The sequence below is a fragment of the Hwanghaeella sp. LZ110 genome (genome assembly GCF_048892525.1).
In the GTDB taxonomy this organism is placed as follows: Bacteria; Pseudomonadota; Alphaproteobacteria; order UBA8366; family Aestuariispiraceae; genus Pacificispira.
On record NZ_JBLZHT010000001.1, the window covers coordinates 804,856 to 818,269 of the forward strand.

Sequence of the window (13,414 nt, forward strand, 5' to 3'; positions counted from 1 at the left end):
AAGATCAGGTGCGGGGCGAAAGCTCCGCACTTTTTCTTTGGTCGATCTGCTATATCCTTAGTCACCGATCTTGTCTTTCAAGGAAATTCGATGTCCGACACGCCAATTGCCACGCGGCTGTACACCCTAGCCACCGGAGAGGATGGCGCGCGATTCTGTAAGGATATTCCAGACAGTCAGTGCAATGATCAGCCGATCAATTTCCTGTTGCAGATCGTATCACAGGCGCTCAGTAAGACTGGGGATGCGCTGGCCGATGCAAAGGTTGTGTTACCCTGGCTGATCGGGGCCGTAGGGGCACCGGTCTATCTGATCGGATTTTTGGTGCCGATCCGGGAATCCCTGGCGCTGTTGCCGCAAATTCTGGTCGGCGGCGTGTTGCGCCGGTTTTCCATTCGCAAACATTTCTGGTCTATCAGCAGTCTGGTAGAAGGCGTCTGTATTGCTGGCATGGCGTTGGTGGGTCTTTCAGGCTTGCAGGGACATGCGGCCGGGTGGGCAATTGTCGCCTTGTTGGTCCTGTTCAGTTTGGCGCGCGGCGTTGCCTCCATTGCTGCTAAGGATGTTCTGGGGAAGACGGTATCCAAGACACGACGGGGTCGTGTCAGCGGCTATGCTGCAACAGTGTCTGGCGTGACTGCCAGTCTGGTTGGGTTCTATCTTGCATTTGCTCCCACCGAAATTCGACCCGATTGGATGCTGTATGTTTTGCTGTTTGGGGCCAGTGTTACCTGGCTTTTGGCAGCGGGTAGCTACGCACAACTGCACGAACATGAAGGCGCGACAGAAGGGGGCCAGACTTTACAGGATGTGTTTCGCGATCAGCTGCGAACCCTGATGTCAGACCGGGACCTACAGCGTTTTCTGTTGGCGCGTACCTTTATGATCTCAACGGCCCTGATGGGCCCCTTATTCGTCGCCCTGGCGCAGCGGGAATCAGGAACGGAATTGTCCAGCCTGGGTTGGCTGATGCTGGCAACAGGCCTGGCAGGCGCGCTCAGTTCCAGTATTTGGGGCTGGTTCTCAGATATCTCCAGCCGTCGCACTATGGCCTATGCGGCCGGTGGGGCCGGGCTGTTGGGAGGGGTTACTTTGCTGATCCTGTATCTGGCACCGGCTGTGGCCGGAACGGTTTATTTATACGCTGGTCTGGTCTTCTTGCTGGGGGTTTCCCATTCCGGCGTCCGCATTGGGCGCAAAACCCATATCGTGGATATGGCGGGGAAAGACAAAAAGGCGGAATATGTCGCGCTCAGCAACAGCATCATTGGCGTGCTGTTGCTGATCCTTGGCGTTTTTTCCGGCCTGACCCTGGCGCTGGGGCTGGAATTTGGAATTGCGGTTCTGTCGATTCTGGCGCTCTTGGGCGCAGGCACAGCCCTGACGATGCGGGATGTTCAAACCGAATAAGGCCGCTTGGTCAATGGCCTTTATGGCTATCCTGAAAAGCGGCCTTCTGTTCCGGTGTGGCTTCTGATTGATATTTTTCCTTCCATTCGGCAAAGGGCATGCCATAGACGATTTCGCGCGCTTCGTCCTTGTCCATATCGATACCCCGTTCCGTCGCAGCTTCGTTATACCAGCGGCTCAGGCAATTGCGGCAGAAGCCCGACAGGTTCATCAGATCGATATTCTGTACATCAGTCCGCTCGCGCAAATGGTCGCGCAGGCTGCGAAAAGCCGCGGCTTCAAGCTCCAGACGGGTTTGGTCGTCGATTTGCTGCGTCATGAGTGAATTCTCCCGGTCGGATGATGGGTCTATGCCTAGTGTGGTGCGCGGTTATTTGGGATCACCAGGATCCCTTTATCGGCCTGTCGGTTAGAAGAGAGCGTGCAGGCGATGTGGTTCATCGTCAAGCGCTCTCGACGCCGTCCGACGGGCCGATAAAGGGACCAAAGGCGCTGTTTGCGGCGCTCCGGGCCGCGTCGCCTTCCGCTTGCGATGCCCCGCATCTCTTCGCGAAACGCTCCTAACCGGAGCACCGCAAACAGCGTCCTGGTCGATCCCAAATAACCGCGCACCACACTAATCTGATAGACGCATAATGATTTTCAATGGCGGGCCATTGCTAGAGGTCGGCCACCGTCGCCGTGATCAGCCAGTCAACAACTTCCTTGAATGTCTCGCTGTCTGACTTTCCGGCGGCCTTAGCCGCATTGAACACACGCAATTGATTGTCCGCACTGGTGCCGCGTTGCAGGATCGTGCGGGTATGGGCGACTTCTTCTGTGCAGTTCAGTCGATCCGCGTCTTCGGCAATCAGTTCCAGGATCTCATCCAGCAGGTCTGGATACGGCACAGTTTGTGTGACACCGAAATCAATCAACCCCTTGTCCGCCCCATACCGCTGGGCGCGCCAACGGTTTTCCTGGATCAGCATATTGGAATAATTGCGCCAACGCTGATTCTTGCGCCGCAACCGCTGAAGCATGGAAATCAGGCAACTGTACGTCGCCGCCACGGCGATCCCATCATCCAATCGCGTGCAGATATCGGCGATGCGCATTTCCAGGGTTGGGAATTTGAAATGGGGGCGAATGTCCCACCACAGCTTTGACCCGTCTTCAATTGCGCCTGCCGCAACCAGGGATTTGACGTGTTTTTCATAATGCGACCAACTGTCAAAATGTTCCGGTAATCCGGTGCGGGGCAATTCATCAAATACCGCCAGGCGATAACATTTCAGCCCGGTATTGCGGCCCTGCCAAAACGGGGAAGAGGTCGTCAGCACCAACAGATGGGGCAGGAAATAGGCGATCTGACCCAGCAGGTCGATCCGATGTTCATTATCTGCCACGCCCACATGAACATGCATGCCGCTGATGACCAGCCGCCTTGCGACTTCCTGCAGATCATTGGCCAGCATCGCATAGCGTTCTTTGTCGGTATGCTGCAGATGGGACCATCGGGCAGTTGGATGGGTGGATGACGCAATGGGGGCGACACCACGTTTGCCCGCAGCTTCCGCGACGGCGGTTCGCAAAATGCGCAGGCGGTCCCGTGCCGACTGAATGGAATGACAGATTGCTGTGCCGACTTCCACCTGTGCCTTCAGGAATTCCGGCGTCACCATCCCAACATCTTCTTCTGAGACGGTGGCCTTCACTTCTTCGATAATGGCTTCCTGTAGTTCCTGTTCGCTGACCAATTCGCCGGTCGCAGGATCAACGAGTAGATATTCTTCCTCTATGCCAACGGTATAGGGGGGTGGTTCATAGCGGGCCATGGGTCACCTTTGATTACGATGGATAGCGGGTAAAAAGGCTTGGATCGCCCAAAACCTCGTCCAGGACGGTGGCGATCAACTCGCCAAATTCCCGCTGTCCCGCAGGGCTGGCGATAATATCCTGGCGTACCTCGAACAGGACATTCGGGCGGCCTTGGGGCAGGGCGTGCGTTTCCACCGTGAAGCCATAGGGATTAAGGCCCGAATAGGGTTTGTTGTCGCCAATTGTCAGGTCAGGGCGATGCGCCGCCAGGCGCAACAGCACCCGCTCTGCCATGCGCCGGTCGCGATTGGATAAGACACCGATATGCCACGGGCGCTTCTGATCCAGATAAACATCCGTGCAACTGTGAACGGATATGATGGCCGGATGCGGCTGGCTTTTGGACTTTTGCACAATCGCTTGCTGTATTGTATCGTGATAGGGATGGAACAAATCATCGATACGGGCCTGAAGGGCATGTGCGGAAAGGCGGCGGTTGCCGGGTATCACGGCACCGTCATAAATTTCCCGCACACTGGTGAAATCGTCGGCGGGGCGGTTCAGGTCAATCACCAGGCGGGAATAGCCCGCAATCACGGCTGGCATGTCCAGTCGGTCTGAGATTACTTCCGCCATGCCCTGGGCGCCAATGTCATAGGCGATGTGCCGTTTCAGGGCGGCGGGAGGAAGGCCCAGAAAATTAAGGGATTTCGGCACTGCGTTTGACGCATGGTCGCATAATATGACACCAGGGCCGGTGCCTTGGGAATTGCGCAGGGTTACTGCTGGCGGGTCTTCCGCACACAGCAGGGCATTGTCATTTCCAGCAGGGTTACTGAGGCTTCGCATAGGGTGGAAGTATAGTTGGATTGATGGGATTGAAAAGCTCGGTGGTCGGGGGGCGAATCCCCCATTATGTATGGGTCTCCATACAGTTTGTTTAGGGAAGTGAGTAGCATGCCTGCGCAAGGTTTTGATGAGAAGAATAGGGAGCGATTTCGGAAAATCGTTGGCGTGATGGAGCGCGCCACGATTGAGGGCGAACGTGCGGCGGCGCGCGAGGCAGCGGTGCGCATGGCCGCCATTCACGGCATGACCCTGGAAGAAGCGGTCGAAGAATCGCATCCGGAACGGGATGATGGCCGCCTGAGCGCCGCTGAACGCAAGGCGCGGAGGGATGATTTCGACGCCTGGGCAGCCGCGCGCAATCGTATGACAGAGGCGCAGGAGCGCGCCGATCGGTATCGCTATGAACAGGCGAAACGAGAGGCCGAGGCAAGGGGGCTGGATAAAGAAACGCCGTCGCGTCGTCCGTCCCAGCAACGTCGGCCTGAAACCTTTACCCGCAGCTACTATCGCATGACCGATGATGACCGATTCCGGTTGGTCGCAGGATTGTTACGCGATGGTGCCAGCCTGCGCCGGGCGGCGGACCTGGCGGATGTCTCGACCAATGAAGTCGCGCGGATTTGGATGCTGATGCGCGCGGAAGGGCGTGCCCGACGCTGATCCTCGAAAAAAGCGGTATATCCCCGACAGCGATGCTATTCTTGCCCATTCAGAGGAATTCATTGGTTGGGGTGGTTGGTTAAGGGAGCATATCGTGTCGGATGCCGTGAGTGTTTCGGATCGCCGGGAATCTGTTGCTGACCGTGTGGCGGCGGAAATTCTGAAATTGATCGCAGGGGGCGATATTGAACCCGGATCGAACCTGCCTGCGGAACGAAAATTATCGGTAATGCTGGGGGTCAGCCGCGTTTCTGTCCGCGCGGCGTTGCAGACGCTGAAGGCGCAGGGATTCATCGACGCCGTGCAAGGGGGCGGCACGCGCGTTGTTTCCCGCGCATCCGGGGCAGACCCAGCCCTGGCGGAACTGGTGCGCCTGGATCGCAGCAACATGCTGGATCTGATGGATTTGCGGTGCGAAATCGAAGTCTGGGCCGCGCGTCGGGCCGCGGAATCGATGACCCCGGAAACAGTTTCTATGTTGCGGGAAACTGTGGTCGCAATGACCAGGCCAGGGGCTGACAAGGCGGCGCAGGATGTTGCCTTTCACATGGCTTTGGCTAAGGCGTCGGACAGTGTTGTGTACCGGCATCTGCTCAGCCTTGTTCGGGGAACATTGGCGGAAATGCTGACCTATCACCGAACGGAATTGTTTGCGTCTGCTCAGGACGACGCGACGGTTGTTGCCCAGCATATAGCGATTGTTGAAGCGATTGAGGCAAAAGATTCGGAAGGGGCCGCCCGTGCCATGCGTGAACATCTCAATTGGGCGCGGGATCATTACTCAAAATCGAACCGGGATCGATAACCGATTGCCTGCCCCCCGGCTTTGAGATAAGTCGCGTGCATGATGAAACTCAGTGATTCCAAAAGTTTTGAACTGGTTGCGGTGATCGGCACGATCTGTGCGTTTTCTTTCTGTGTCGGGTTCGTCTATCCGGTGATTGCCCTGGCCCTGGAGGCGAAAGGCTATGATGAGGCGGCGATTGGCATCAGCGCGACGGCGACGGGGATTGGTGTTCTGGTCGCGGGCCTGATGGTGCCCAGTTTGGCCCGTGCGTATGGAACATTTTCCCTGTTGGCGGGCAGTGCGTTGCTGGCAGTCTTCTGTCTTCTGTTGTTTCCTCTGGTCGACAATTTCACCCTGTGGCTATGCCTTCGTTTCTTTCTTGGGGCAGCGGTTACCGCGCTGTTTTGTGCGGGTGAGGCTTGGATCAATGCCGTTGCAGAGGATGACAGTCGGGGCCGCACGGTCGCGATTTATGTCGCGGCGATGGCGTCCAGCTTTGCTGCGGGTTCTTTGGCGGTAAAGGCGGTTGGGTATCAGGGATATACCCCCTATATCCTGGCAAGTTTAGTGATCCTGGTCTGTTTTATACCCATTCTTCCTTTTCATCGCCGTGACCCTTTGTTGGAAGAAGGAGATACTGCGGGCCGGAAGGGCGTTTTGGTCCGTGTCTTTTACGAAGCCGTGATTCTGATGGTCGTGGTCGGGCTGTTTGGCGTTCTGGATGGGGTGATGCTGGGCTTGATGCCGTCCTATGCGCTGTCACAGGGGGTTGGGGATGGCAATGCCTCCCTGCCAATGGCAGCCATGGCAGCGGGGGTCGTGTTGTTCCAGTTTCCATTGGGATATCTAAGCGACCGGATGTCCCGAACCAGACTTTTGACCATCATCTTGTTCATCGTGGTTGGCTTTGGCCTGGTGGTGCCGGAATTGGATCTGACCAAATGGCACGGACTGGTTATAATGGCCGTGTTTGGAGGCGTTTCTTTCGCGCCTTATACATTGGCCTTATCCATCCTGGGGGAACGGTATCGGGGTCAGAAACTGGCCGCAGGCAGCGCCTTGTTCGCCATTATGTGGGGTATTGGCGGCACCGTTGGTCCAATGGGTTTTGGCGTCGCGATGCAGGAATTGGGCAGCACGGCCTTGCCTTATGGCCTGTCACTGCTGTTCCTGCTCACCGGGGTGATTTCAGTGTTTGATCGCACTGTTGCTCCCGTTCGGGCAAACAAGGGGCTGTGAGTCAGGCGCTGACCAGATTATGTCCCGCATCGATCAGCGTCTTGAATGAAATGCTCCAGTGATCCAGCGGGCGTGAATAAATCACGATCAAGCCGATCTCGCTGCGGCGCAGAACCTGCCCGTAGATCGGAATGCGGATTTCTTTCTTAGGCGTCGGAAAGATCAACCGCATGGCGATTCCTTGTCCCGGAACCAACCAGGACGGGGCTCCGATTACACGAACTGAGGCTTCAGAAATATCCTGAATTCGGGCCTTTGTTTGATCGATTTCCGCCCGCATCTGGGCGACTGTGTGGCGACGATACCGCCTGCGGTTTGTCGCGCGTGGCTTCTGCTCACGGACATAATTCCAAATCATCGGCGCGCCCCTCCTAGGCCTCGTGGATCCGACAGATAACGCTCCCCTTCTGGGGACGCTGAATCATAGGAATCCCTCACCTCAAAGGCGATGGAAAACTGAAAAATTAGATAATAGAATCATAGAGAGTTGATAATTATGTCACAGAATCAATGTTTTAGAGTCGTTAACCACAAATTATGGGCATCATGTGCCGCATCAACACCATATGGCGCTAGGGACTCAACAATTTGAGTCTGGAGTCCCTGACCGCCCTCTCTCTAGTGTGGTGCGCGTTTAGGGGCGGATGTCGGACGGGCGCGCAAATGGGCATGCCAGTGCTTCTCCCAAATCCTGAACCCCTGTGTGATCAGAACGACAAGCGCCAGATAGATCACAGCGGCGCTGTAGAGACCTTCCCGAAACACATAGAATTTGCCGTTGATGACGCGCCCGGCCCCCAGAATATCAATCACGGAAATCGTGGATGCGACGACGGAACCATGCAGCATGAAGATCACTTCATTTGAATAGGCGGGAAGGGCGCGACGAAAGGCGCTGGGCAGGATGACGCGTCGCATCATGGTAAACCGCGACATGCCACAGGCTTTGGCAGCTTCGACTTCTCCCAACGGGGTCGCCTCAATTGCGCCTCGGAAAATCTCTGTCGTATAGGCCGCTGTGTTCAAAGAGAAGGCGATTAAGGCGCACCACCAGGCGCTCCTCAAAATCGGCCAGGCGAAGCTGTTCTGGACGAATTCAAATTGCCCCATGCCGTAATAGATCAGATAGGCCTGGATCAGCAGCGGCGTTCCCCGGAAGAAGTAAGTGTATCCCCAAATAATGGGACCGAAAATGCGATGTCGATCCGCACTGAGAATGGCAAGCGGGATCGATATTATCCCGCCAAACAGCAAGGCCAGCGATACCAGACAGATCGTGTTGATAAGGCCCAGCAGCAGGAAATCATAATTATCGCTGATCAGGGTGAAATCCATGGGCCTCTCCTATACGCGCCGAACGCCGGCGGAATATTTCTTTTCCATGGATCGCAGCACGATTTCCGATACTGCCGTCAGGACCAGGTAGAACAGCAGCGCGGCAAAAAGAAAGGTGAAGGGTTCGCGCAATTTGCGGCCAATTGAATTGGCGTTATAAACGATGTCCTGAAGGCCGATAACGCTGACCAGGGCGGTGGTCTTCAACTGCACAAGCCAGTTGTTCGTGAAGCTGGGCAGGGCATAGCGCACTAATTGCGGCCAGATGATTCGGCGGAATATCAGGGGGCGGCTCATGCCACAGGCAATGCCCGCTTCAATCTGACCATTCGGAATCGACAAAAACGCCCCGCGGAATGTCTCGGTATAATAGGCACCCATGATGAAACCGATGGTGCCAATCCCGGCGCTTAACGGGCTGATTTCTACATAGGTCCAAAGCCCCGTCCATTCGCCCGCGAAATTCAGAAAGATCTGACCTTCGAAGAAAATAATCAGCATCAATACAAGATCGGGAATACCACGAATAATCGTCGTGTATCCCATGGCCAACCAATTCAGAAGAAAATTGGTGGTAAGCTTTGCCCACGCCCCCAGCAGGCCAAATATAGTGGCAATAACCAGGGATCCTAGCCCGACCTGGATGGTCAGCAGTCCGCCTTTAATAAATATCAGATCCCTGTATTCCCAGATGTTTTCCATGGGCTGATCCGATGTCCGAAAAGGGTGGGAAGTCAGAAAAGGACCCCGGGCAGTATTCTGCCTGGGGCCCTAAACGGAAGCAGCATTAGCCGCCGTAGATATCAATTTTGAAGTATTTCTTCATGATCTTGTCATAGGTGCCATCGGCACGAATGGCGGCAATGGCTTTGTTCAGGCGCTCACGCAGGGCATCATCCCCTTTGCGAACCGTCACACCAGCACCTTCACCGAAGAATTCCGGATCATTGTGGTCTACGCCAAAGAAGGCATAGCCCTTGCCCGCATCCCGGCTCAGGAAGCCTTCTTCCATTGCCAGTGAGTCGGCAAGAATGGCATCCAGCCGACCGGCGGTAAGGTCCAGATAAACCTCATCCTGGGTCGCATATCGTACGATTTCAGAGTTGGTGTATTTCGTGGTCAGGAAATCGTCATGGATTGTCGCACGTTGTACACCGATCCGCTTGCCAGCCAAAGCTTCGGGCGTATCAGATGTAAACATCCCTTCCTTGGCGACAAATTTTGCAGGGGTGTTATAGTATTTATTGGAGAAATCGACGACTTTCTTGCGATCCGGCGTGATCGACATAGATGCGACGATGGCATCAAACTTTTTTGCCTGCAGCGCTGGGATCATTCCGTCCCAATCCTGTTCAACCATCGTGCAAGTGACTTTCATTTCCTCACACAGCGCATTGGCGATGTCGATATCGAAACCGATCAGCTCGCCGCTGGCGGTTTTTTCGGAAAAGGGAGGATATGCCCCTTCCACACCGATGCGCATATCCTCAGCCTGGGCTGCTGTGCCCAAACCAAACGAAAAGGCCCCAGCCAGGACCAAAGACCCAATTTTTGCAAAACGCATTATCACACACTCCCTTGTTTCCCACTGTCGATCCATCGCGGTTATCGAACAATGGATTCGGTTTTGGCCATCAAGGACACGGTATTTGACCGCCATCCCAATGGTCCCCTGCATTTCCTGTGCGAATAATGCACCGCTTAATCGCGAGTATTCGCCAGGAAGCCTTTAAAGCGCTCCGTCTTAGGGGCACTGAACATTTGCTGCGGATCGCCTTCCTCTTCGACGCGACCTTGATGCAGAAACATGACCTTATTCGAAACGTCGCGTGCGAAGCTCATTTCATGGGTGACGACCAGCATGGTCCGTCCCTCATCCGCAAGGTCACGCATGACTTTCAATACTTCCCCCACCAGTTCCGGATCCAGGGCAGAGGTTGGCTCGTCAAACAGCATTACATCCGGGTTCATTGCCAAAGCGCGCGCAATCGCTGCGCGCTGCTGCTGACCGCCCGATAAATGCGCGGGATAATAGTCCATCCGTTCCAGGATCCCGACCTTATCCAACAGCGCTTTGGCCTGTTCCGTGGCTTCCGCTTTTGATAGGCCCAACACATGGATCGGGGCTTCTATGACATTCTGAAGCACAGTCATATGGGACCATAAATTAAAGCTTTGGAAGACCATGGCTAGACGTGTGCGCAGGCGTTCAACCTGTTTTCTGCTGACAGGCATTGGCTGTCCATTGCTGCCAGAGCGCATTTCGATCACTTCGCCATTCACCGAGACGATACCGGAATTCGGGGTTTCCAACAGGTTTATGCATCTCAGGAACGTGCTCTTCCCAGATCCGGAAGAGCCCAGAATGGAGACCACATCTCCTTTTTGAGCTGTCAGCGAGATGCCTTTCAGAACCTCAACTGCCCCGAAGCTCTTATGAATATCTTCCACGACGAGTGTCGCATCGGCTTGAGACATACCCGTTTATTACCCCTGGCCCTGTTCTTGCCCCCGCCTTTGGCCGCTTGTTCGGCTCTTTAATTTGGCGATAGGCCATTTGGTGAAGTCATATTTATAGGTCTAAATATGAACTTCGTGTGTCACCCTTGATCAGAGTATGAAATGTTTTTAACAGCCTAACAACACGCAAATATTTCAGATTGACCGCGTGTTCATAGGAAATTGACCAGTGATTCGGCCATTCCTGGAACAAAAATGGGGTGAATTTTACTTTTGTGTTACAGTTATAGTTAATGTCGACACTTGAGGATGGGTGTTTTTAAACGGTCGGGGTAAACATAGAACTGTATTCCCGCTGAGCGAGTCTCCAGAGTTAAATACTGATAAATCTTCGTTGGTTTCATTGCATGTGAAACGGAATGCCGTTATTGTATCTAGTATTGAGTACTAGCTGTAGCGGATTTTGCTTTGTTTAATCGCTAGACTGTGTGTTTCAAAGTAAAGAGCGTGCAGTGCTTTTGGGGTCGAGTGCTTGTGGTCCAGCTAGGCGACAGGGCTTTCGGCAAGGTGGAGGCAGAATACATGATTCTTGGCAGTGAACACCATCACGACGGGCAGGGCAGGTCGCGGGGCGGTCTGCTCCGGGCGCGTCTGTTGACCGGTGTCATGCTGGCGGCGTTGGTTGCTGGTGGGGCGGGGTCAGCGTCTGCGACGTCCCTAAAGGATGCTGTTCGCTCTGCGCTGCAGACCAATCCAGATGTCGGGATCGTGGCAGAAAACAAGCGTGCCGTGGAATATGAGTTGGACCAGGCACGCGGTCAGTACCTTCCGGTTTTGGATTATACGGGCTTTGCCGGATACGAGGCGACGCGCGACGGTGTTGCGTTTGGGCGTGGTACCAATGAAGGCAGTCTTGGAATGCCGACCTATCAGTCGGGTTTGACGTTGACGCAGATGTTGTTTGACGGTCGTGCGACCGATGCGGATGTGGCCCGGCAAGAGGGGCGCGTTATCTCTGCGACCCGACGGGTCCGGGAATCATCTGAATTCATTGGTCAGGATGCGATTGAGGCTTATCTGGAATCCTTGCGGCAGCGGGAGTTGGCCGCAATTGCCGAAGATAATGTGCGCAGCCATGAATTGACCTTGCAGCTTGTTGAGCAAAAGGCGGCCGGTGGGGCTGCGACGACGGCGGATGTTCAGCAGGCGGAATCGCGTCTTGCGGCGGCACAGGCGACCTTGACGGAAGCAGAGGGGCGGCTGCGGGATGCGGACGCGACCTATGCCCGCGTGATTGGGGAGGCACCGACAGAACTGGTGCGGCCGGTGCCCCTGACCTGGGCTTTGCCTGCAACGCTTGAGGATGCCGTAGAGCTTGCGCTGAGAAACAATCCCACGATTGCGGTTTCGCGGGCAGATCTGGAATCGACACGACAGGAATATCGCGCCGGTAAGGCCGCATTCTGGCCAACGGTGAATCTAGAACTGAACGCCGATGCGACGCGAAATGAAAGCGGGACGCGCGGGGCTGATCTCAGTGCGGCTGCTTTGATACGGGTGAATTACAATTTATTCCGGGGCTTTAGGGATTCCAACAGGGTGAACGAACTGGTTCACCGGATTGGGGAGTCCCGACAACGCCTGAACCGCGCCATCCGCCTGACTGAAGAAGAGATGCGCCTGGCGTGGAACGCTTTGACCAGTGCGCGAGATCGCTTGGCGGCCCAGCGGCGTGAGGTTGAGGCGAATGACCGGGTGCGGCAAACCTATAAGCAACAGTTTGATGTTGGCGGGCGCAATCTCTTGGAGTTGCTGGACGCAGAAAATGAACTGTTTATCGCCAAGGGAAATTTGGTAACGACTGAATTTCTTGAGATTTTCAGTGTGTATCGAATTCTGGCTACTGGTGGTGTTTTGCTGGCGTCCCTGGATGTGCCGCAAATTGGGGAAGGGCGCAGTGTCCTGGATCCGTTGCCGCCTGAAGGTGTTGATCTGGAAAAATCTTTGGGCGCAGGCGCTGGTACTGGTGTTCCGGGCGGTGAGGTGTTGGATCCAAATCTTGATCCATTAGCACCGATTGATTCGTCTGGAACCTTGGATCCTTTATCGCCGTTGGCTCCCAGTCTCGACCCGATGGCGCCGTTGGATCCCAATCTTGATCCTTTGGCGCCGTTGGACCCCTTGGCACCCTTGGATCCGTCATCCCAGTCAGAAAGTGGAGAGCCACTTCCTTTGGTGCGTGCCGAAGATGTGCAGCCGCCTCCGCCGATGGAGGCCGTGTCAGGTCCCGTCGTATCCTATGACGCTTTTTCTACTGGTAGCCGTCGTGTCGGATTCACCGAAGACGCAATGGGCGATACGGAACTGCCCTATCAGGCAACGGTGGCGGACCAGCCGGTTGGTCAGCCCGTGGCAGTTGAGCCGCGAAAAGTTACGGGAACGCCCTACGGCCTGTTTGACTAGAGCATATAGGTTGCACAAGGAGTCGGTGCGACGACGTTCTTGCTGAAAAAATAAATGTAAGAACATCAGGTATGAGCTCATGCCAGTGTATGATGCTCTTTAGTCGAATAAGATCATTCCCCGGTATACTAATGGCTAATGGTGAATTCGGTGCGTGGCATCCGTTATGGTGCTGTGCTTGGATCATTTCCTTCTATTCCGGGGGCGTTTCCAAACACTTTCTTTAGAGTTCGTTTCTGATGGCTTTCAGGCCTCAGCGATCTCTGAATGGAGAGTCTGTTTTGCGAAATTCTCCTTTCGTTCAAGCTTTCAATGAGGCTTCATGCGTCCCTGTATGACTTAGGTTCTGTGCGAATTTCTTAGTATTATCAAAATAGTAACAATTTTAGATAATTTTTAATTAAATATTTG

The 13,414-nt window shown here is 54.8% G+C and carries 13 protein-coding genes; 5 read left to right on the top strand and 8 right to left on the bottom strand.

Annotated features, from left to right (window positions below; translation table 11 throughout):
* Positions 1–90: 90 nt before the first annotated feature.
* Positions 91–1,410, top strand: a complete 1,320-nt coding sequence (locus tag ACOSDM_RS03580) for an MFS transporter (protein WP_420723108.1) — start codon at positions 91–93, stop codon at positions 1,408–1,410.
* 10 nt (positions 1,411–1,420) lie between these two features.
* On the opposite strand, the gene ACOSDM_RS03585 is transcribed toward ACOSDM_RS03580, so the two are convergent.
* From ACOSDM_RS03585 to ACOSDM_RS03595, 3 genes are all read right to left on the bottom strand, one after another.
* Positions 1,421–1,717, bottom strand: a complete 297-nt coding sequence (locus tag ACOSDM_RS03585; RefSeq protein WP_420723129.1) for a DUF1244 domain-containing protein — start codon at positions 1,715–1,717, stop codon at positions 1,421–1,423.
* A 352-nt stretch (positions 1,718–2,069) separates the two neighbouring features.
* A complete protein-coding gene (locus tag ACOSDM_RS03590; RefSeq protein WP_420723109.1) occupies positions 2,070–3,227 on the bottom strand; it encodes a carboxylate-amine ligase in 1,158 nt (385 codons plus the stop codon).
* 13 nt (positions 3,228–3,240) lie between these two features.
* Positions 3,241–4,059 carry an N-formylglutamate amidohydrolase gene (locus ACOSDM_RS03595; RefSeq protein WP_420723110.1) on the bottom strand — a complete coding sequence of 273 codons (819 nt, stop codon included), beginning with the start codon at positions 4,057–4,059 and terminating at the stop codon, positions 3,241–3,243.
* A gap of 108 nt (positions 4,060–4,167) precedes the next feature.
* Here ACOSDM_RS03595 and ACOSDM_RS03600 point away from each other — a divergent pair, with 108 nt between their 5' ends.
* The 3 genes from ACOSDM_RS03600 (at position 4,168) to ACOSDM_RS03610 (ending at position 6,745) form a co-directional block, all read left to right on the top strand.
* Entirely contained in the window at positions 4,168–4,719 is a 552-nt protein-coding gene (locus ACOSDM_RS03600; protein WP_420723111.1) for a hypothetical protein, read from the top strand.
* A 94-nt stretch (positions 4,720–4,813) separates the two neighbouring features.
* Entirely contained in the window at positions 4,814–5,524 is a 711-nt protein-coding gene (locus ACOSDM_RS03605) for a FadR/GntR family transcriptional regulator (protein WP_420723112.1), read from the top strand.
* Between the two features lie 39 nt (positions 5,525–5,563).
* Positions 5,564–6,745: an MFS transporter gene (locus ACOSDM_RS03610; protein WP_420723113.1), complete on the top strand. Its 1,182-nt coding sequence runs from the start codon at positions 5,564–5,566 to the stop codon at positions 6,743–6,745.
* A 1-nt stretch (position 6,746) separates the two neighbouring features.
* On the opposite strand, the gene ACOSDM_RS03615 is transcribed toward ACOSDM_RS03610, so the two are convergent.
* The 5 genes from ACOSDM_RS03615 to ACOSDM_RS03635 form a co-directional block, all read right to left on the bottom strand.
* The gene (locus ACOSDM_RS03615) at positions 6,747–7,103 is read right to left on the bottom strand and encodes a hypothetical protein (RefSeq protein WP_420723114.1); all 357 of its coding nucleotides are present in this window, start codon (positions 7,101–7,103) and stop codon (positions 6,747–6,749) included.
* A gap of 260 nt (positions 7,104–7,363) precedes the next feature.
* Positions 7,364–8,080 (bottom strand): ABC transporter permease, encoded by a 717-nt coding sequence (locus tag ACOSDM_RS03620; RefSeq protein ID WP_420723115.1) that lies wholly within the window; start codon positions 8,078–8,080, stop codon positions 7,364–7,366.
* A gap of 9 nt (positions 8,081–8,089) precedes the next feature.
* Positions 8,090–8,782: an ABC transporter permease gene (locus ACOSDM_RS03625; RefSeq protein WP_420723116.1), complete on the bottom strand. Its 693-nt coding sequence runs from the start codon at positions 8,780–8,782 to the stop codon at positions 8,090–8,092.
* A gap of 85 nt (positions 8,783–8,867) precedes the next feature.
* Positions 8,868–9,629 (bottom strand): ABC transporter substrate-binding protein, encoded by a 762-nt coding sequence (locus ACOSDM_RS03630; RefSeq protein WP_420723130.1) that lies wholly within the window; start codon positions 9,627–9,629, stop codon positions 8,868–8,870.
* A gap of 152 nt (positions 9,630–9,781) precedes the next feature.
* A complete protein-coding gene (locus tag ACOSDM_RS03635; RefSeq protein WP_420723117.1) occupies positions 9,782–10,558 on the bottom strand; it encodes an ABC transporter ATP-binding protein in 777 nt (258 codons plus the stop codon).
* A gap of 564 nt (positions 10,559–11,122) precedes the next feature.
* On the opposite strand from ACOSDM_RS03635, the gene ACOSDM_RS03640 reads away from it, so the two are divergent.
* On the top strand, positions 11,123–13,003 hold the full coding sequence (locus ACOSDM_RS03640) for a TolC family outer membrane protein (protein WP_420723118.1): 1,881 nt from the start codon (positions 11,123–11,125) through the stop codon (positions 13,001–13,003).
* Positions 13,004–13,414: the final 411 nt, after the last annotated feature.

Coding starts and splice junctions, on each gene's coding strand:
- ACOSDM_RS03600 (WP_420723111.1), top strand. CDS start 4,168: ATGCCTGCGCAAGGTTTTGATGAGAAGAATAGGGAGCGATTTCGGAAA.
- ACOSDM_RS03580 (WP_420723108.1), top strand. CDS start 91: ATGTCCGACACGCCAATTGCCACGCGGCTGTACACCCTAGCCACCGGA.
- ACOSDM_RS03590 (WP_420723109.1), bottom strand. CDS start 3,227: ATGGCCCGCTATGAACCACCCCCCTATACCGTTGGCATAGAGGAAGAA.
- ACOSDM_RS03610 (WP_420723113.1), top strand. CDS start 5,564: ATGATGAAACTCAGTGATTCCAAAAGTTTTGAACTGGTTGCGGTGATC.
- ACOSDM_RS03595 (WP_420723110.1), bottom strand. CDS start 4,059: ATGCGAAGCCTCAGTAACCCTGCTGGAAATGACAATGCCCTGCTGTGT.
- ACOSDM_RS03640 (WP_420723118.1), top strand. CDS start 11,123: ATGATTCTTGGCAGTGAACACCATCACGACGGGCAGGGCAGGTCGCGG.
- ACOSDM_RS03615 (WP_420723114.1), bottom strand. CDS start 7,103: ATGATTTGGAATTATGTCCGTGAGCAGAAGCCACGCGCGACAAACCGC.
- ACOSDM_RS03620 (WP_420723115.1), bottom strand. CDS start 8,080: ATGGATTTCACCCTGATCAGCGATAATTATGATTTCCTGCTGCTGGGC.
- ACOSDM_RS03635 (WP_420723117.1), bottom strand. CDS start 10,558: ATGTCTCAAGCCGATGCGACACTCGTCGTGGAAGATATTCATAAGAGC.
- ACOSDM_RS03625 (WP_420723116.1), bottom strand. CDS start 8,782: ATGGAAAACATCTGGGAATACAGGGATCTGATATTTATTAAAGGCGGA.